The organism is Amycolatopsis sp. NPDC004772, from assembly GCF_053601215.1.
In genome coordinates this window covers 66,981-85,591 of sequence record NZ_JBSGBK010000004.1, presented here as the reverse complement: position 1 = coordinate 85,591, position 18,611 = coordinate 66,981, and the positions used below count along the sequence as shown (strand labels likewise).

At 70.3% G+C, this 18,611-nt stretch carries 19 protein-coding genes; 13 read left to right on the top strand and 6 right to left on the bottom strand.

Features of this window, described 5'->3' with window-relative positions; translation table 11 throughout:
* Positions 1–56 precede the first annotated feature (56 nt).
* From ACWEF6_RS04030 to ACWEF6_RS04015, 4 genes are all read right to left on the bottom strand, one after another.
* Positions 57–509 (bottom strand): GNAT family N-acetyltransferase, encoded by a 453-nt coding sequence (locus ACWEF6_RS04030; RefSeq protein WP_449681545.1) that lies wholly within the window; start codon positions 507–509, stop codon positions 57–59.
* Between the two features lie 10 nt (positions 510–519).
* The gene (locus ACWEF6_RS04025; RefSeq protein WP_449681544.1) at positions 520–921 is read right to left on the bottom strand and encodes a GNAT family N-acetyltransferase; all 402 of its coding nucleotides are present in this window, start codon (positions 919–921) and stop codon (positions 520–522) included.
* 76 nt (positions 922–997) lie between these two features.
* Entirely contained in the window at positions 998–2,041 is a 1,044-nt protein-coding gene (locus tag ACWEF6_RS04020; protein ID WP_449681543.1) for an MBL fold metallo-hydrolase, read from the bottom strand.
* 104 nt (positions 2,042–2,145) lie between these two features.
* Positions 2,146–2,970, bottom strand: coding sequence for a phospholipid scramblase-related protein (locus ACWEF6_RS04015; protein ID WP_449681542.1), 825 nt, complete (start codon positions 2,968–2,970; stop codon positions 2,146–2,148).
* 121 nt (positions 2,971–3,091) lie between these two features.
* Between ACWEF6_RS04015 and ACWEF6_RS04010 the strand changes: the two genes are divergently transcribed.
* From ACWEF6_RS04010 to ACWEF6_RS03995, 4 genes are all read left to right on the top strand, one after another.
* Positions 3,092–4,129, top strand: a complete 1,038-nt coding sequence (locus ACWEF6_RS04010; RefSeq protein WP_449681541.1) for a methionine synthase — start codon at positions 3,092–3,094, stop codon at positions 4,127–4,129.
* Between the two features lie 85 nt (positions 4,130–4,214).
* Positions 4,215–4,919 (top strand): hypothetical protein, encoded by a 705-nt coding sequence (locus ACWEF6_RS04005; protein WP_449681540.1) that lies wholly within the window; start codon positions 4,215–4,217, stop codon positions 4,917–4,919.
* 11 nt (positions 4,920–4,930) lie between these two features.
* The gene (gene ligA, locus ACWEF6_RS04000; RefSeq protein ID WP_449681539.1) at positions 4,931–7,111 is read left to right on the top strand and encodes an NAD-dependent DNA ligase LigA; all 2,181 of its coding nucleotides are present in this window, start codon (positions 4,931–4,933) and stop codon (positions 7,109–7,111) included.
* Between the two features lie 116 nt (positions 7,112–7,227).
* The gene (locus tag ACWEF6_RS03995) at positions 7,228–7,398 is read left to right on the top strand and encodes a hypothetical protein (RefSeq protein ID WP_449681538.1); all 171 of its coding nucleotides are present in this window, start codon (positions 7,228–7,230) and stop codon (positions 7,396–7,398) included.
* A gap of 65 nt (positions 7,399–7,463) precedes the next feature.
* Here the strand turns inward: ACWEF6_RS03995 and ACWEF6_RS03990 are convergent, their stop codons facing one another.
* Positions 7,464–8,117: an ACT domain-containing protein gene (locus tag ACWEF6_RS03990; protein ID WP_043781008.1), complete on the bottom strand. Its 654-nt coding sequence runs from the start codon at positions 8,115–8,117 to the stop codon at positions 7,464–7,466.
* Positions 8,118–8,353: 236 nt separating this feature from the next.
* Here ACWEF6_RS03990 and gatC point away from each other — a divergent pair, with 236 nt between their 5' ends.
* From gatC to ACWEF6_RS03950, 8 genes are all read left to right on the top strand, one after another.
* A complete protein-coding gene (gene gatC, locus ACWEF6_RS03985) occupies positions 8,354–8,653 on the top strand; it encodes an Asp-tRNA(Asn)/Glu-tRNA(Gln) amidotransferase subunit GatC (protein WP_086842257.1) in 300 nt (99 codons plus the stop codon).
* Positions 8,650–10,167, top strand: coding sequence for an Asp-tRNA(Asn)/Glu-tRNA(Gln) amidotransferase subunit GatA (gene gatA / locus ACWEF6_RS03980; RefSeq protein WP_449681537.1), 1,518 nt, complete (start codon positions 8,650–8,652; stop codon positions 10,165–10,167). The genes gatC and gatA overlap by 4 nt, the downstream gene beginning before the upstream one ends.
* Positions 10,164–11,669 (top strand): Asp-tRNA(Asn)/Glu-tRNA(Gln) amidotransferase subunit GatB, encoded by a 1,506-nt coding sequence (gene gatB / locus ACWEF6_RS03975; protein WP_310974689.1) that lies wholly within the window; start codon positions 10,164–10,166, stop codon positions 11,667–11,669. Before gatA ends, gatB begins: the two co-directional genes overlap by 4 nt.
* On the top strand, positions 11,666–12,196 hold the full coding sequence (locus ACWEF6_RS03970; protein ID WP_449681644.1) for a hypothetical protein: 531 nt from the start codon (positions 11,666–11,668) through the stop codon (positions 12,194–12,196). The genes gatB and ACWEF6_RS03970 overlap by 4 nt, the downstream gene beginning before the upstream one ends.
* Before the next feature lie 267 nt (positions 12,197–12,463).
* Complete coding sequence (locus tag ACWEF6_RS03965; protein ID WP_449681536.1) at positions 12,464–13,534, top strand: Gfo/Idh/MocA family protein; 1,071 nt, start codon at positions 12,464–12,466, stop codon at positions 13,532–13,534.
* Positions 13,531–14,451 (top strand): DUF6807 domain-containing protein, encoded by a 921-nt coding sequence (locus tag ACWEF6_RS03960; RefSeq protein WP_449681535.1) that lies wholly within the window; start codon positions 13,531–13,533, stop codon positions 14,449–14,451. Before ACWEF6_RS03965 ends, ACWEF6_RS03960 begins: the two co-directional genes overlap by 4 nt.
* Positions 14,448–15,176: a cupin gene (locus ACWEF6_RS03955; RefSeq protein ID WP_449681534.1), complete on the top strand. Its 729-nt coding sequence runs from the start codon at positions 14,448–14,450 to the stop codon at positions 15,174–15,176. The genes ACWEF6_RS03960 and ACWEF6_RS03955 overlap by 4 nt, the downstream gene beginning before the upstream one ends.
* Complete coding sequence (locus tag ACWEF6_RS03950) at positions 15,176–16,318, top strand: Gfo/Idh/MocA family protein (protein WP_449681533.1); 1,143 nt, start codon at positions 15,176–15,178, stop codon at positions 16,316–16,318. The genes ACWEF6_RS03955 and ACWEF6_RS03950 overlap by 1 nt, the downstream gene beginning before the upstream one ends.
* Before the next feature lie 110 nt (positions 16,319–16,428).
* On the opposite strand, the gene ACWEF6_RS03945 is transcribed toward ACWEF6_RS03950, so the two are convergent.
* Positions 16,429–17,637 (bottom strand): PQQ-dependent sugar dehydrogenase, encoded by a 1,209-nt coding sequence (locus ACWEF6_RS03945; RefSeq protein ID WP_449681532.1) that lies wholly within the window; start codon positions 17,635–17,637, stop codon positions 16,429–16,431.
* A gap of 65 nt (positions 17,638–17,702) precedes the next feature.
* On the opposite strand from ACWEF6_RS03945, the gene ACWEF6_RS03940 reads away from it, so the two are divergent.
* Positions 17,703–18,611, top strand: a complete 909-nt coding sequence (locus ACWEF6_RS03940; RefSeq protein WP_449681531.1) for a 2-hydroxyacid dehydrogenase — start codon at positions 17,703–17,705, stop codon at positions 18,609–18,611.

The following is an 18,611-nucleotide window of genomic DNA, read 5'->3' as shown; positions in this document are numbered from 1 at the left end:
TACCAGTGTCCAAAGTGGATGAGCGCAGCCGCTGTGTGCTTGATAGTCGTTGCTGCCTAGAGCTTGAGCTTGAATCCTGTGTGGCTGGGTACGAATCCGAGGCGCTCGTAGAACCGGTGCGCTTCTGCCCGGGACGTGTCCGACGTGAGTTGCACGAGGGCGCACCCGCGCCGCCGCGATTCGTCGATCGCCCAGCGGACGAGATCGGCTCCCAGTCCGGTGCCCCGATGGTCGGCGTGGATTCGGACGGCCTCGATCTGGCCTCGGAGCGCGCCGCGCCTGGCGAGGCCTGGAATGATCGTCAGCTGCAAGGTGCCGACCGGCTTGTCGTCGAACGCGACGACGATCAAAAGCTGATGGGGATCCGCGTCGATCTCGTCGAAGGCGCGTAGGTATGGGTCGAGGTCGCCGGGGTCGTCCCGGGCGGCGCCGAGTTGGTCGTCCGCCAGCATGTGCACGATGGCGCCGATGTCTTCACGCTGTGCCTTGCGGATGGTGTAGTCGGCCACGACGCCAGTATCACAGGACGCGGGTGAATCCCTGGTAGCTGTACTCGAAACCGAAGCGTCCGTAGAAGTCTCGTAGGTCGCCGCGGTTCAGCCCGGAGTCGAGATGGATGCGCGTGCAACCGCGCCGACGGGCTTCGTCGATGCCCCAGGTCAGGAGCGCGCTGGTCACTCCGCGTCGGGCGGCGCGGATGCCTTCGAGCAGGCCGCGGGGCGCGCCGTCCCAGGCGAGGCCCCGGAGCAGCGTCAGCTGTGCAGTGCCCGCGACGCCGTTGTCGTCCTCGGCGACGACCAGCGTGACGTGCGGAGTGTTCATGAGTTCCCGGAGCGCGACTGCCAATGGTTCGCCCGGAGCGCCGAACAGGCGTACGAGCGCCTCGATGTCCGTTGCCCGGGCGCGTCTGATGACCTCCATTTCACCCAGTATGCAGCAGGTTGGAGGGTGGGCCTAGCTGCAACGGGGCGGCTACGCGCAGTGCTGACCGCGTGTCTCAGGGCAGCGCGTAACGGCGAATGCCGTCGACAACCTGGGCCTTCAGTTTTCCTTGCGACACTAGGAGGTCGAGGTGCGCCGCGGTTTCCAGGACCGCGAGCATCTGATTGAACGAGTCCATTTCGGACAGTTTGCGGTTGCGGCGGGTCCAGCCGATCCGGTGCGCGGCCTCGTACGCGCTGGTCGCGCCGGCCACGATCTGCGAGGCGATCGTCTCGAGCCGCTGACGGTGGTGTTCCAGCAGTTCGTCGACCCGAGTGTGCACGCTTTCGGACACCGGGCCGTGCGCCGGAAGCATGCGGCGGTCCGGCATGGCCCGCACCAGGCGAAGGGAGTCGATGAAGTCGTTGAGCGGCAGCTCGGCCGGCACCGGCTGGAACCCGATCGAGGGCGTGATGTGCGGCAGCACGTGGTCGCCGGAGAACAACAGATCGGCAGTGTCGTCGACGAAGACGACGTGCCCGGAAGTGTGTCCCGGGGTGGCGACGACGTCGAATTCGCGCCCGGGCAGGATTGACCTCGGCCCTGGCGTCAGCCATTCGTCAGGAGCCTCCCAAAGGTTGGCTTCCGTGTGCCGGCGGTTTGTGCCGAACTGCTGGGCCAGCGCTTCCACGACTTCGCCGGCCCCGGCCTGGAACAACAGGTCGACCTGGGCTTCCATCGGCAGGCGGTCAGGATTGCCGGACGCCTTGAGCGACGGCTCTTCGTCCTGGCCGAGGGCGATCTTCGAGCCGAAGTCACGACGGAGGACCACCGCCTGCGAATAGTGGTCCCGGTGCACGTGGGTGACGAGGAACTCGCTGACGTCGGCGAGTTCGGCGCCGATCCCGCTCAGGGCTTCGGCAAGCTGTTGCCGCGCCACGGTCAACGCCCAGCCGGAGTCGACCAGGACCAGTTTCTCCCCGTCGGTGACCGCGTAGACGTTGACCGCGCGCAGGGCGTCGTTGGGCAGCGGCAACGGGATCCGGTAGACGCCGGACGAGACCTCGTAGATCCCGGGCTCGGTCCAGTTCCTGTCGCTGCTTTCCGGCAACGGTTCCACGGTGACCTCCGTCCCGGCGAGACTGCGGCGTCCCGGCCTTTCTTCACCCTGAGCCGTGCCGGGCCTGCTGTCCACCGGGAGGAGATGAGACGCCGGTCACTTGCTCAGTCGGTGTCCTGCTTCAAGGCGGTGTCGATCGTCAAGGCCGCGGCGACCACCATGCTGGCGAGCGGATCCGGCAGCGGGTGGGGGATCTCTACGACGTAGTTGTCGGCCGTGGTGAAGGCGGCTTTGAGGAACCCGCCCCAGGTCTTGGTCACCCGGGCGACCTCGGTGCCGGCGTGGTCGCGAATCGAGAAGTTCCAGGCGCGCCAGTTCTCGGCGAAGATCCCGCCGACCGTCTGGCCGTCGACGATGAAGCCGAACCGGATCTTGCCGAAGACGTTCTCCTGGACGATCTCGCCGATCGGCGTCTCGTCAGCGCGGGTGACCAGGAACCGCGACTTGAACACCTTCGCCGGCCGGGTCACCTTGAGGACGGTGCTGTGGTTGGCGTCGCGGACCTCGAACTTGTGGTTCAGGAACTGGTCGTAGTTGGTCAGCAGCCGGATCGCCTTCTTCAGCGTGCTCTGGCCTACCTCGACGACCCCGCCGAGCTGGTTGCCGTGCTGGTCGAAGACGCCGAATTCGTTGGCCATCTCGATCAGCTTGGCGCGCTGGTTGACCACGAGCACCGGTTCGCTGAACAGGGTTCCGCCCCCGGCGCGCGTGCCGCCTCGGCCGCGTGTCGCGCGATTGACCTGGTTCTGGATCCGGGCCGGGTCGTGGGCGCGCTCGATGTCCAGCTCGATCGGCTCGGAATCGCTCGGCGGTGGGAAGGCATGAGCCGGCCGGGTGTCGGCGGTCCAAGCCTGGCCGTCCCACCATCGGTGCAGACGGGGGTCCCGCGCGTCCGGGTACCAGCCCGGCTGCGGTGGCGAACTCGTCATGGCCGGTCAGCCTAACGTCGCGGACGAGCTCATGGTGCCAGTCAAGGGAAATGCGGTGAATGTCCGCATCGCGGTGCCCCGGCCGGTGTTCGTCCTCGGAGATCGACCAGAATCGGTGGTCGTGAGTGAGCGAATCTGGCCCAGTGGAGCCGCGACGGCGATCGGCTCGATGCCGGGCACCGATCCAGCCGAAGCGGCCGCAGTCGTGTTCGGGGAACTGCCCGACTTCCCGCACCTGCCCGAGCTGCCGGCTCGCGGCGTCGGCGCGGACATGCTCGGCCGGACCGCCGCCCTGCTCGTCGACCTGGCCGTCGACGTCGTGCCGAGTGGTTACCGCGTTGCCTCCCGGCCAGGGCACGAGCATCGCCGGGCCGTCGATCTGCTTCGCTGGGATCTCGACGCCGTGCAAGAGGCGCGTGAAAAGGCCGGTGTCACGCCGCCGGTCTTCAAGGTCCAGGTGGCCGGGCCGTGGACCCTCGGAGCCGGAATCGAGCTGCCCCGGGGGCATCGGGTGCTCACCGACCGCGGGGCCTTGCGAGACTTCACGTCGTCCCTGCTGGACGGCCTCGCGGAGCATGTCGCGGAAGTCCGAGCCAGGACCGGCGCGCCGGTGGTGGTCCAGTTCGACGAACCGTCGTTGCCCGCGGTGCTGGCCGGCAGCCTTTCGACGCCGTCCGGATACGGGAACGTCGCCGCGGTGCCGGCGCCCGAGGCTCGTCAGCTGCTCACCACGGTCATCGACGGCGCCCGGCGGATCACCGATCGCCCGGTGATCCTGCACTGCTGCGCTGCAAAACCGCCCCTCGGTCTTCTGCGCGAGGCGGGAGCGGACGCCCTGGCCTTCGACCTCGCCGCGCTCGACGGTGCCTCCGCCGCGTTCCTCGACGAGATCGGCGAAGTGTGGGACGGCGGGGCAACGCTGTTCCTCGGCGCGGTGCCGGCCACGGCGTCCGGGGCCGCACCGAGTCTGAAGGACGTCGGTGAGCCGGCGTTCCGGCTGGCCGACCGGCTCGGATTCAACCGCAGCGTCCTCGCCGAACGGGCGGTGCCGACGCCCGCCTGCGGTCTCGCCGGTGCGACTCCGGAATGGATGCGCCGTGCCCTCTCGCTCACACGGGACCTCGGCAAAGCCTTCGTGGAACCGCCGGAGGGCTGGTGACGAAATCCGGCGACTCACCGACGTTCGCCTTCGCTGGCAAGTAGCGTTGGCGAGGTAGCCGACCGAACGAGGACCACCCGAAACCATGCGTCTGTTCCGCCGCAAGAACGCTCCCGCCGATCCGCCCGACCCGCGCACAGCGTGGCCCGAGCAACCCGTGCCGGACGACCCGGCCGCCGCCGCGGAGGCGTTCTGGCACGGTTGGTTCGAGCTGCTCCCGATGGTGAGCGCGGCTCTCGGCGAGGGGGAGCCGCACCGCGTCGAGTATGAGCTCTGCCAGCTGGTCGAGGCGCTGCACCCGCGCCTGCACTTCTCGCTCGAACGTGGTCGCCAGGCGATCTACGCCCTGGTCGTGACCGGTCAGGAAGACCCCGAAGTACGGCCGTTCACCGACGCGTGGCGCGCTGCCGCGCCGCCGGACGACGCGATCTGGGAGTACCACGACTCGGTTCCACCCGTGCCCGATCCGACCGAAGTCACGGTCAACCTCGGCGAGCACCGGATCGCGCTGGCCGACGTCCGGGTCGTCGCGCAGGTGGACGACGACGAGCACGTGGTCGACGTCGCCGTTTTCCACCCACGCTTCGGCGACCTCGACGACGCGACCCGGCGGACCATGACCTTTCTGCCGCTCGACGCGACATTGGGTGAACGACTCGCCGCCGAACGGTTACGGCGCGTCGAGACCGCGGAGGCCGAACCGGCCGGCTCCATCACCCTTCTGGAGTTCCGTGAACTGGTCCGCGGACTGGGCAGCGGACCGGACGAAAATGTCGGTACCTCCGGCTAGGGTTACCACCCGTGAGCAGCACCGAACTTCCCCAGGACCAGGTTGCGGCGGTCGACGCCCCGGTGGCCGCGGAGGACGTCACCGACGTCCCGGCCGACGTGCGCGAGCGGCACAGCGCTCTCGCCGAGGAGCTGCGCGACCACCAGTTCCGCTACTACGTCCTGGACTCGCCGATCATCTCGGACGGACAGTTCGACGAGCTGCTGGGCGAGCTGCAGCGGCTCGAGGACGAGCACCCGGCGCTGGTCACGCCCGATTCGCCGACCCAGCGGGTCGGGGGCACGTTCTCGACGGAGTTCACCGCGCACGACCACCTCGAGCGCATGCTCAGCCTCGACAACGTATTCGACCCGGACGAGTTCCTGGCATGGGTGGAACGCGTCGAGAAGGAAGTCGGGCGCACCGAATTCCTCGCCGAGCTGAAGATCGACGGTCTGGCGATCAACCTCCTGTACGAAAACGGCCACCTGACCCGGGCGCTCACGCGCGGTGACGGCCGGACCGGCGAGGACGTCACGCTCAACGTCCGCACCCTCGACCAGGTGCCGCTGACGCTGGCAGGCACCGACGAGTTCCCGGTGCCCACCCTGGTCGAGGTGCGCGGCGAGGTCTTCTTCCGTGTCGAGGACTTCCTCGAGCTGAACGCGAAGATGGTCGAAGCCGGCAAGCCGCCGTATGCGAACCCGCGCAACACCGCGGCCGGCTCGCTGCGGCAGAAAGACCCCAAGATCACTCGCGAGCGTCGGCTGCGGCTGATCTGCCACGGACTCGGCAAGCGCGAGGGCTTCGAGCCGCAGCGTCAATCGGAGGCCTACGACGCGCTGGCCGCGTGGGGGCTGCCGGTGTCGCCGCACAGCAAGGTTCTGACCTCGGCTGACGAGCTCACAGCGCACATCGCCTACTGGGGCGAGCACCGGCACGACGCCGAGCACGAGATCGACGGCGTCGTCATCAAGGTCGACCAGGTGGCGTTGCAGCGGCGGCTGGGCACGACCTCGCGCGCGCCCCGCTGGGCGATCGCCTACAAGTACCCGCCGGAAGAGGCGATCACCACACTGCTCGACATCCAGGTCGGCGTCGGCCGCACCGGTCGGGTGACGCCGTTCGCCGTCACCGAGCCGGTGACGGTCGCGGGGTCGACCGTGGCCAGGGCCACCCTCCACAACCAGGAGGAGGTCAAGCGCAAGGGCGTGCTCATCGGCGACCGGATCGTCATCCGGAAGGCCGGCGACGTCATCCCCGAGGTGCTGGGGCCGGTGGTGGACGCGCGCACGGGCGACGAACGCGAGTTCGTCATGCCCACCCACTGTCCGGAATGCGGTACCGAGCTCGCCTATCAGAAGGAAGGCGACAAGGACATCCGCTGCCCGAACACGCGGTTCTGCCCCGCGCAGCTGCGGGAGCGCCTGTTCCACCTGGCCGGGCGCGGCGCCTTCGACATCGAGGTCCTCGGGTACGAGGCGGCGGTCGCGTTGCTCGACGCACGGGTCGTCGCCGACGAGGGCGACGTCTTCGATTTGAACGAAGACAGCCTCGCCGAAGTCGAACTGTTCCGGACCAAGGCCGGCGAGCTGTCGGCGAACGCGCGGAAGCTGCTCGCCAACCTCGATGCCGCGAAGGACAGGCCGCTGTGGAAGGTGCTGGTCGCCCTGTCGATCCGGCACGTCGGGCCGACCGCGGCGCAGGCGCTGGCCCGTGAGTTCGGTTCGATCGAGCGGATCGAGCAGGCCACCGAGGAGGAGCTTTCGGCGGTCGACGGCGTCGGCCCGACCATCGCCCACGCGACGCAGGAGTGGTTCGAGGTCGCTTGGCACCGGGAGATCGTCGAAAAATGGCGACGGGCCGGCGTGCGGATGGAGGAGGAACGCGACGAGTCGATCCCGCGCCACCTCGAGGGGCTGTCGATCGTGGTGACGGGCTCGCTCGACGGGTTCTCCCGCGACGAGGCGAAGGAAGTCATCATGGCGCGCGGTGGCAAGGCCGCTGGGTCCGTGTCGAAGAAGACGGCGTTTGTCGTCGTCGGGGATGCGCCTGGTTCGAAATACGACAAGGCGGTTCAGCTCAAGGTGCCGGTGCTCGACGAGGCCGGCTTCCGCGTCCTGCTGGAGCAGGGCCCCGAAGCGGCGCGGGAGGTGGCGCTGCCGACCGGCGATGAGACCGCCGCAGAAGAAGCTGGGGGAGCGGAGGGGTGAGTCGAGGTCCTCGTCGCAGTGGACGGAGCGGGTGAGGTGCTCGGCACCGTGACCGTCGTGCACCCGGGGTCCGAGTACGCCGAGATCTCGCGTCCGGGAGAGCTGGAGTCAAAGCCGTGTTCGACCGCGCACGCGCCCTGGGGCTCCGGAAGGTGGTGCTGAGCAGCCTCGACCGGATGCACAGCGCGCACCGGCTCTACGAGCGTCTCGGGCTCACGCGCCTGGCCGAACGGGACTGGCGGCCGTTCCCGAACATCACGCTCATCGCCTCTCAAATCGACGTCTGACCTGGGCCTTGTCGAAAAGGGACGAACCCGTGAAGGGTTCGTCCCTTTTCGACGACGCGCGAGGGCTAACCGTCGAGGACGACCGCGACGATGCCGGCGAGGTGGGCGAGTCGGGCGACCTCGGCGGCGCGGAAGTTCGGGCCGCCTGGCCGGGCGACGAGCAGTGCCTTGCCCGGCTTGCCGAGCGGGGTCGCGGCGAGCTCGGTGCCGAGCTCCTTCCACGTCTCCGGGATCCAGGCTTCCTCGCTGTCGAGGACCGTTGCGCGTTCCAGCGGCAGCCAGGGCAGGTCGGTGATCGGGGTCTCCGGGGCCGCGCTCGATGACGCCAGCCGGACCGCGCCGGTCTCCGAATGCTCGACGATCATCGCCCAGCCGGCGCGCACGATGCGGGGGACGCCCTCGGCGAGGATGTCGAGCCCGGACTTCGGCTGCGCGGCGATTTCCTCGACGAGCTCGAGCTCGCGGTGCGTGTCCAGGACGCCCGCGTAGGGACGGACCGCGTCCACTTCGACGCCCTCGACGCTCTCCGCGGCCGTGATCAGCGCGTCGGGCAGGCGGCCCGACGGGAGCTCGACCACCAGGTCGTCGACGGCGACCCCGCTGCCGCGCTCGACGACGTCCACGCTGAGGATGTCGGCGCCTACCGTGCCGAGCGCCGTGGCGACCGCGCCGAGGGTCCCCGGGCTGTCCGGAAGGAGGACCCGGATCAGGAACGACACCACGCGCCCCTCTCACCTCTGGCGTCCCAGCCTTGCCGTGGGACGCTCGATGCCGGTCGCCGATTGTGACAGACCCACCCGGCTCGCGGGACCTGCTGTCCGCCGGGCGGGATGTGAGCGTCGCCGGACGGCAGCCGGCCTGCGCCGGGCGTAACCCAGTCGAGTCCGCCCGCGCCGCCACCATAGACTTGCAGCTTCCGAGACAACCCGCACAGCACAACCCGGGAGTCACCCGCGTGCCCAACATTTCCCGAGACGAGGTCGCGCACCTCGCGAAGCTGGCCAGGCTGGCCGTGACCGACGACGAACTCGACGTCTTCGCCGGCCAGCTCGACCAGATCCTGGACTCGGTGGCCAAGGTGAGCGAGGTCGCCGCCGCCGACGTGCCGCCCACGTCGCACGCCGTGCCGCTGACGAATGTCTTCCGACAGGACGTCGTCGTCCCCGGGCTGACGCAGCAGCAGGCGCTGGCCGGTGCGCCGGCCGCCGAAGAGGGCCGGTTCCGGGTGCCGCGGATTCTGGGGGAAGAGCAGTGACCGAGCTCATCAAACTGACCGCCGCCGAGCTGGCGGGCAAGATCCACGCGCGCGAGGTGTCCGCGGTCGAGGTCACCCGGGCCCACCTGGACCGGATCGCCGAGGTCGACGACCACATCCACGCGTTCCTGCACGTCGACACCGAGGGCGCGCTGGCCGCGGCCAAGGCCGTCGACGAAGGCCTCGCCGAGGGCAAGGCGCCCGCGTCGCCGCTGGCCGGCGTGCCGCTCGCGCTCAAGGACGTCCTGACCACCGAGGGCGTGCCGACGACCTGTGGTTCGAAAACGCTCGAAGGCTGGCTGCCCCCGTACGACGCGACGGTGACGCGCAAGCTGCGCGAGGCCGGTGTCGTCATCCTCGGCAAGACGAACATGGACGAGTTCGCCATGGGCTCGTCGACCGAGAACTCGGCGTACGGCCCGACGCACAACCCGTGGGACCACGCCCGCATCCCAGGCGGGTCGGGCGGCGGCTCGTCGGCGTCGATCGCGGCATTCGAGGCCGCCATCGCCATCGGCACCGACACCGGCGGGTCGATCCGGCAGCCCGGCTCCGTCACCGGCACCGTCGGGGTCAAGCCGACCTACGGCGGGGTGTCCCGCTACGGCCTCGTCGCTTTTTCGTCCTCGCTCGACCAGGCCGGGCCCTGCGCGCGGACGGTGCTCGACGCCGCCCTGCTGCACGAGGTCATCGCCGGGTACGACCCGCGGGACTCGACGTCCATCGACGCGCCGGTGCCGCCCGTCGTCGCCGCTGCGCGCCAGGGCGCGAACGGTGACCTGAAGGGCGTCAAGGTCGGCGTCGTGAAGGAGTTCGGCGGCGACGGTTATCAGCCGGGCGTGCTGCGGTCGTTCGAGGCCGCGGTCGAGCAGCTGCGGACGCTGGGCGCCGAGGTCGTCGAGGTCTCTTGTCCGCATTTCGTCTACGCGCTGCCCGCTTACTACCTGATCGCGCCGAGCGAGTGCTCGTCGAACCTCGCGCGGTTCGACGCCATGCGCTACGGCCTGCGCGTCGCCGACGACGGCACGCACAGCGCCGAAGAGGTCATGTCGCTGACGCGCGAGAAGGGCTTCGGCGCCGAGGTCAAGCGGCGGATCATGCTGGGCACCTACGCGTTGTCGTCCGGCTACTACGACGCCTACTACGGCTCGGCGCAGAAGGTGCGCACGCTCATCACGCGTGACTTCGACGCCGCCTTCGAACAGGTCGATGTCCTCGTTTCGCCCACGACGCCGACCACGGCGTTCAAGATCGGCGAGCGCGTCGACGACCCGATGGCGATGTACCTCGCCGACCTGTGCACGATCCCGTCGAACCTCGCCGGCAACGCCGCCATGAGCGTGCCGAGCGGGCTGTCCGACGAGGACGGGCTGCCGGTCGGGCTGCAGATCATGGCCCCGGCGCTCGCCGACGACCGGCTCTACCGGGTCGGCGCCGCCTACGAGGCCGCTCGCGACGCCGCCGCCGGCGGGGCGCTCATCCACAAGGTCCCGGAGCTGGGAGGAACGAAGTGACTGCCGTGGCCGAGTTGATGGACTACGCCGACGTCATCGAACGCTTCAACCCCGTCCTCGGGCTCGAAGTGCACGTCGAGCTGAACACCAACACGAAGATGTTCTGCGGCTGCCCGAACGAGTTCGGCGGCGAGCCGAACACCAAGGTCTGCCCGACCTGCCTCGGACTCCCCGGCGCGCTGCCGGCGGTCAACGGCAAGGCCGTCGAGGGGGCCATCCGGATCGGTCTCGCGCTCAACTGCGAGATCGCCGAGTGGTGCCGGTTCGCCCGGAAGAACTACTTCTACCCGGACATGCCGAAGAACTTCCAGACGTCGCAGTACGACGAGCCGATCGCCTTCAACGGCTACCTCGACGTCACGCTCGACGACGGCGAGGTCGTGCGCGTGGAGATCGAGCGCGCGCACATGGAGGAGGACACCGGCAAGTCGCTGCACGTCGGCGGCGCCACCGGCCGGATCCACGGTGCCGAGCACTCGCTGCTCGACTACAACCGGGCCGGCGTGCCGTTGATCGAAATTGTGACGAAGCCGATCGAGGGCACCGGTGAGCGGGCGCCCGAGGTCGCGCGGGCCTACGTGAGCGCGTTGCGCGACCTGCTCCGCGCCCTCGACGTGTCGGACGTCCGGATGGACCAGGGTTCGCTGCGGTGCGACGCGAACGTCTCGCTGATGGCGAAGGACGCGACCGAGTTCGGGACGCGCACCGAGACGAAGAACGTCAACTCGCTGCGCAGCGTCGAGCGCGCCGTCCGCTACGAGATGACGCGGCAGGCGGCGATCCTCGCCGAGGGCGGTTCGATCAAGCAGGAGACGCGGCACTTCCAGGAGGCCGACGGCACCACGTCGTCGGGCCGGACGAAGGAGACCGCCGAGGACTACCGGTACTTCCCGGAGCCCGACCTGGTCCCGATCGCGCCGTCGCGTGAATGGGTCGAGGAGCTGCGCGGGACGCTGCCGGAGATGCCCTCGGAGCGGCGGAAGCGGATCCAGCAGGAATGGTCACTTTCCGACGAAGCCCTGCGTGATCTGCTGAACGTCGGTGCGGTCGACCTCGTCGCGGCCACCGTCGAGGCCGGTGCTTCGCCGGACGAGGCCCGCGGGTGGTGGGTCAACACCCTCGCCCAGGAGGCCAACGCGCGCGAGGTCGAGTTGACCGACCTGCCGATCACGCCGAAGCAGGTGGCCGAGGTCATCGGGCTCGTGTCGTCCGGTGAGCTGACGAACAAGCTCGCCAAGGAGGTCGTCCAGGGCGTGCTCGCCGGCGAGGGTGAGCCGCGGGAGGTCGTCGAGAAGCGCGGGCTGAAGGTCGTCTCGGACGACTCGGCGCTGCTCGCGGCGATCGACGAGGCCCTGGCGGCGCAGCCGGACGTCGCGGACAAGATCCGCGGCGGGAAGGTCGCCGCGGCGGGCGCCATCGTCGGTGCGGTCATGAAGGCGACCAAGGGGCAGGCCGACGCCAAGCGCGTGCGCGAGCTGATCATCGAGCGCGTCGGTTCCTGACGTTGCCGGGATTCGTCAAAAGCGTCACCTGGCGCGAGTGGCTCGGCCTGGCGGCCGGGCTGCTCGCGCTGGGGTCGACGTTCCTGCCGTGGACCACGCTGACCGCCACCAGGCCGGACATCGAAGACATCCTCGCGCAGCTGCCTCAGGGTGACGTCGTCCGCGACGCGTGGCACTCGAGCTTCTTCGCCTGGTGCCCGCCGCTGCCGTTGCTGCTGGCCGGGCTGGTCGTGGTCGTTTTCGGGCGAATCCGGACTGTGCGCGTCAGCGGGCTGCCGCAGCTGTGGCTGGTCGTCGCCGCGGCTTCGCTGCTGCTGATGGTGCTGGGCTGGGTCACGCTGGACTGGGAGTTCGACGCCGACCACCGCGGCATCTTCGAGGCCGCGGGGGTCGCCATCAGACCCGGACTGGGCCGGTTCGTCGGGTTGTTCGCGGCGCTGGTGTCCGGCGTCGTCGCTTTTCTAGACATGCGGGCGATGCGGGCGGAGAGCCGGCAGCCGCGGAAGACTCGCAGCAAGAGCGGCTGATCTTCGCGCCCCTTCGGTAAGAATCCTGCCGCTGGAGAATTTTCGACCGGGTTCGGGAGTCGTCCGACCGGTGAATCGCGCTCGTTGACAACGTTGACATCGTGGTCGGCCGTTGCGTGAGAAAGCGCTTTCTGGAACGGTCGGAGAGGCGCAGCCCCGCCGCGGAGATCGCCGCCTCCGCAGGTGGACGGGCTGCGCGGATCGGCGCTGCTGGGGCGTCGGAACCGTGGAGGGAGACCCCGGTTGGCTCAGGGAAAGCGCTTACGGGTGGCCGTCATCGGGACCGGGGCCATCGCGGAAAGCCACCGGACCGCCTTCGAGGTCCACCACGAAGACGTCGACATCGTGGCCGCCGCCGACGTCGACGAGGCGCGGGTCGCCGCTTTCTGCGCCGGGACCGCGCACGCCAAGCCCTACCACGATCTGGGCACCTTGCTGGCCGAGCAGGAACCGGACCTCGTGTCGATCTGCACGCCGCCGAGCCTGCACGTCGAGCAGACGAAGAAGGCCCTTGGCAATGGCGCTTGGGTCTGGTGTGAGAAGCCGCCTTGCCGGTCGCTCGCCGAGTACGACGAGATGACCGTCGCCGAGCGGGAGGGTGGGCCTTACGCGGCCTTCGACTACCAGCAGCGGTCCGGATCGGCCGCCGCTCACTTCCGGGAGCTGCTTGCCGACGGAGAGCTGGGGCGTCCGCTCGTCGCGCACTGCCAGACCACCTGGTACCGCGATGCCGCCTACTACTCGGTGCCGTGGCGGGGACGCTGGGAGACCGAGGGCGGCGGGCCGGCCATGGGGCACGGCATCCACCAGATGGATCTGCTGCTCCACCTGCTCGGCGAGTGGGCCGAGGTGCGGGCGATGACCGCGCGGCTCGTGCACGACGTCGAGACCGAGGACGTCTCGACCGCGCTCGTCCGGTTCGAGTCGGGGGCGCTGGCGACCGTCGTCAACAGCGTCCTCTCGCCGGACGAAGTCAGCCGGATCCGGATCGACTGCGAACGCGCCACCGCCGAGCTCAGTCACCTCTACGGGTACGGCGTCAAAGACTGGCGCTACACGCCGGCGCCGCATGTCGCCGAAGTGGACGTCGAGCGGTGGCACACCCCGGCCGCCGACGTCGACAGCTCGCACGCCGCCGCTTTTGCGCCGATCCTCGCCGCCTATCGGGCCGGGCGGCGGCCGCCGTGCAGCGGGGATGACGGGCGGCAGGTGCTGGAGTTCATCGCCGCGCTCTACAAGTCCGCCGCCACCGGGCTCGGCGTGCGCCGCGGGGAGATCGGGCCGGGTGATCCCTTCTACCGCTCGATGGCGGGCGACCAGGCAGGAGGCCGCGGATGAGCGCGCCGATCATGGTGACCCACCGGCATGGCGAGAGCGTGTCCGTCGAGGCGGGCGGCGTCCAGCTTATGTCCTATGTGTACAAGCCCGATCCGGTGGCCTTCGAGTCGCGCAAGCCCTACGCCCACCCGCTGCGGACCCTCGGCGGCCGGCACGTCAGCGGGTACCGGCCCGCCGACCACCGGTGGCACAAGGGGCTGCAGATGACGTCGAGCCACCTGTCCGGGCAGAACTTCTGGGGCGGCCACACCTACGTCCCCGGCGACTGGTACCAGGAGCTGCCCGACCGCATCGGCTCCATGCGGCACGACGGATTCGCCGCCTTCGCCGTCGAACGCGATCGGCTGGCCTTCACCGAGGACCTCACCTGGGTAGCCAACGGCGGGGACGAGTGGGCGCGGGAGCGGCGGGACATCGTCGTTCACTCGGTCGAGCCGGACGACGGGTCCTGGGCACTCGACTGGGCGATCGAACTGACCAACCTCCGTGACGTCCCGCTCGTCTTCGGCAGCCCGACCACCGCCGGCCGTGAGCTGGCCGGGTACACCGGCCTGCACTGGCGCGGGCCGCGGGACTTCGGCGGCGGGCAGGTGCTGGGCCCCGGGGATCTCGAGGGCGAGGCGATGATGGGCGCCCAGGCGCCGTGGCTCGCGTTCGTCGGCGAGCACGACGACGTCGATGCGCATTCGACGCTCGTCTTCGCCCATGCGCCCGAGAACGACAAGGCGATCCACGAGTCGCACTGGTTCGTCCGGGCCCAGGAAGCGCCCATGGTCGCCTTCTCGTGGGCGTTTTTCGAAGAATTCGACGTGCCGCCGGGCGAAGGCTTCGCCTACCGCTACCGGATCGTCGTCGCGGACGGGGCTTGGGACCGCGATCGGGTGACCGGCTACCTCGACGGGCACGGCTGGTCATGACCTACTTTCCGCTCCCGGGTGGCGTCGGCATCTCGCACCTGCGCGCCTACGACTGGGCGGCCGAGGACGGCGTCTGCGGCGGCAGTCCGCACGTCCACCTCGCCTGCACCGAGGCCTATGTCGTCACCGGGGGTCACGGGGCCGTCCAGACGCTGAGCGCCGGCGGCTATGCGGAGACGCCGCTGGAGCCCGGCGTGATCGCGTGGTTCACGCCCGGCACCGTGCACCGGATGGTGCAGGGCGACGGCCTGCGCGTCACCGTCCTCATGCAGAACAGCGGGCTGCCGGAGGCCGGTGATGCCGTCTTCACGTTCCCGCCCGATGTGCTCGCCGACCCGGCCGCCTACGCCGAGGCCGCGGCGTTGCCGAAAAACGACGACGCCGCTCGACAACGCCGTGACCTGGCCATTCGTGGGTATCTGCCGCTGCGTGACGCTCTGCGGGATGGCGATCCGGAGCCGCTGCGGGCGTTCCACCGGGCGGCCGTCGCGCTCGTCGCGCCGAAAGTCGCAGAGTGGGTACCGCGCTGGCAGGCCGGGGCGTTGCGGGCCGCCGAACTGACCGGTGCCCATCTCAAGGCGCTCGCCGACGGCGACGGGAGCCACCTCGACCGGTCCGGCCTGCGGGTCACGACTCCGTCGAACCCGGACGGTTACGGCATGTGCGGGCGCCGGGCCGAATACGACATCCCATGGGACGGATCCGACCAGGAAGGCTTGCAGTGATGAACCAGTCCAGCATCGGAGTGCTGCTCAACGGGGTGACGGGCCGGATGGGCTACCGGCAGCACTTGCTCCGGTCGGTCCTGGCGATCCGCGAGCAGGGTGGCGTCACCCTGCCGGACGGCAGCCGCGTGCAGCTCGAGCCGATCCTCGCCGGGCGCAACGCCGCGAAGCTCAAGGACCTCGCCGACCGGCACGGCCTGACCGCGTGGACCACCGACGCCGATTCCGCGCTGCAGGACGTCGACGTCTACTTCGACGCGCAGCTGACGTCGGCGCGCGAGCCGTCGGTGCGGGCCGCGATCGCCGCGGGCAAGCACGTCTACGCCGAGAAGCCCCTTGCCGAAAAACTGACATCGGCGCTGGAGCTGGCCGGGCTCGCGCGGGACGCCGGGATCTGCCACGGCGTCGTGCACGACAAACTGTTCCTGCCCGGGCTGCTGAAGCTGCGGCGGCTGGTCGACGGCGGGTTCTTCGGGCGGGTCCTGTCGGTGCGCGGCGAGTTCGGCTACTGGGTGTTCGAGGGCGACTGGCAGGAGGCGCAGCGCCCGAGCTGGAACTACCGCGCCGAAGACGGCGGCGGGATCGTGCTCGACATGTTCTGCCACTGGAACTACGTGCTCGAGAACCTCTTCGGCCGGGTCGAGGCCGTGACCGCGAAAGCGACAACGCACATCCCGCGCCGCTGGGACGAGCAGGGCGAGGCGTACGCGGCGACGGCCGACGATGCCGCGTACGGCATCTTCGAACTCGAATCGGGGGTCGTCGCGCAGATCAACTCCTCCTGGTCGACGCGGGTCTTCCGCGACGAACTGGTCGAGTTCCAGGTCGACGGCACCGAGGGCAGCGCGGTCGCCGGGCTTCGGCGCTGCCGCGTCCAGCACCGGTCGGCGACGCCGAAGCCCGTCTGGAACCCCGACCTGCCGGCGACCGAGCCCTTCCGCGACCAGTGGCAGGAGGTGCCGGACAACGCCGAGTTCGACAATGGCTTCAAGACGCAGTGGGAGGAGTTCGTGCGGGACGTCGTCGCCGGACGGCAACACCGCTACGACTTCTTCTCGGCCGCCCGGGGGCTGCAGGTCGCCGAAGCCGGGCTGACGTCGTCGGCCGAGGGGCGGCGGGTGGAGCTGAAGCCCCTCGCCTGAATCGAGCTGTCACGCGCTCGGGCGGAGCCACGCGGATCGGCCGGCCGGGCGCGCGACGACCGGTGCGGTTTTGCCGTGGTCGAATATCGGCGACGGCGGAAAACCGCAGGTCAGTCCTTGCCGTTGCCGCCGCCGGACGTGGCCGGAGTGATCAGCACGACGCGGTCGTCGCTGGAGACCGGGGTGCCGCCGTCCTTGTTGACCGTGCCCGCCACCGCCAGCTGCGGGTTGATCATGCTCATGCCGGCGAGCCGCCCGTACGTCACCGGCGGCTTGCCGGTCTTGCCATCGAGACTGACCGTCGGCTTGCCGCTGATCGCGCCCTCCGGGGTCACCGGCAGGTTCTGCAGGCTGCCCGCCAGTGACGTGCCGATCGAGAGCGAGCCGTTGGCGTCGACGAAGTCGGCGCAGCCCGCGACACCCGGCTTGTCCGGCCACGTCCACGCCGGCGTCGTCAGCGGCTGGCCGCCCTGGACCCGGTAGAGGGCGTCCTTGTCGGCGAGGTGGTCGGTGACCCAGACGCGCCCGCCGTCGGCCGACGCGCACACCCCGCCCGGCGAATGCAGGCCGGTCGCCACCACGAGCGCGCCGTTCGGGTTGCCCGCCGCGGCCTTGCCGGAGGTGTCGATCCGCAGCAGCTTGCCGGCGAGGGAGTTCGGGTCGGCCGCCGCGCCCGGGTTGCCCGCGTCGCCGGTCGCGACCAGCAGCGCGCCCCGGTTGTCGGTGCCGATCGTGCCGCGGTTGCCGGACGCGCCCTTCGGGATGCCGGTGACGACCGGCTTGGGCGCCTGGCCCTTGGCGAAGCGCACGACCCGGTTGTCGGTCGCGGTCGTGATGTAGGCGAAGACCAGCTGGTCTTCGACGTACGACGGCGACAGCGCGAGCCCGGTCAGGCCGCCGTCGCCGGCCGCCTGGACGTCGAGCTTCGCGAAGTCCGTCGCGTCCTTGCCGCCGGTGGCCAGCAGGACGCGGCCGCTCTTGCGCTCGCCGGCCAGCGCGCTCGGCGCGGAGCCGTCGCCGGGCAGGCCGGCCACCGCGGCGACGGTGTCCAGGCACGTCGCGATCACCGCCGGATCGAAGTCCTTGCAGCCCTGCGGCGGCGGCACGGGCGCGGCCGACTGGCCGGGCCGCGCCTGCTTGCCGTCGCTCCCGGAGTCCGCGCCGGGGCCCTGGACCTCGGGCGGCGACTCGGGGCTCGGCACAGGGGCGGGGCTGAACGTCTGGCCCGCCGCGGTGTCGTCGAACCGCGCGCACCCGGCGGGCAGCAGGACGCCGCAGGCCAGGATCGCCAGCAGGGCCGAGCGGTAGCGGGTGCGCATGATCCCCCAGCCTAGGGGCCGGTGCGTGAACCATGGGTGAGTACTCCTCGATTACGTTGGGGATCATGACGCTGACCGTGCTGGTGCCCGACGACGAGGGCCTGACCGTGCTCGCCGAGGTTCCGCGGGTCCTGCCCGTGCGCTACCAGTGGGGCGAGCCGGTGCCGCCCGAGGCCGCGAAGGCCGAAGTGCTCATCCCCGGCAAGCACCCGCCGGGGGAGCAGCTGTGGCGGACGGTGCCGAACCTGAAGCTGATCCAGCTGCTGTCCGCCGGCGCCGAGGACTGGGTCGGCAAGGTGCCCGACGGCGTCCTGCTCTCCACCTGCCGCGGCGCGCACGGCGGGAGCACGGCCGAGTGGGTCGTCGCCGCGCTGTTGTCCATTTACCGGAAATTGGACGTCTTCGCCGCGGCGCAGCGCGAAGGCCGCTGGGACCGGCAGACGGCGGACACGCTGCAGGGCAAACGCGTGCTCGTCATCGGCGCCGGCGACCTCGGACGGCACCTGCGGCGCCGGCTCGAGCCGTTCGACGCGCGCTGCACGATGGTCGGGATGACCGCGCGGGAGGGCGTGCACGGCGTGCGGGAGCTGCCCGGCCTGCTGGAGCTGCACGACGCCGTGGTGCTGATGGTGCCGCTGACGTCCCGGACCCGCGGGATGGTCGACGCGGAGTTCCTGGGGCGGATGCGCGACGGCGCGGTGCTGGTCAACGTCTCGCGCGGCGCCGTCGTGGACACGGACGCTTTGGTCGCGGAATTGACCACGGGCCGGTTGCGGGCCGCTTTGGACGTCACCGATCCCGAGCCGCCGCCGGCCGGGCACCCGCTGTGGACGGCGCCGGGGCTGCTGCTGACGCCGCACGTCGGCGGGGCGGTGCGCGGGGTGCGGGGGCGTTCGTACGCGGTCGCCGCGGCGGAGATCGCCCGGTACGCCGGTGGCGAGCTGCCGGACAACCTCGTCCACGGTGAATACTGA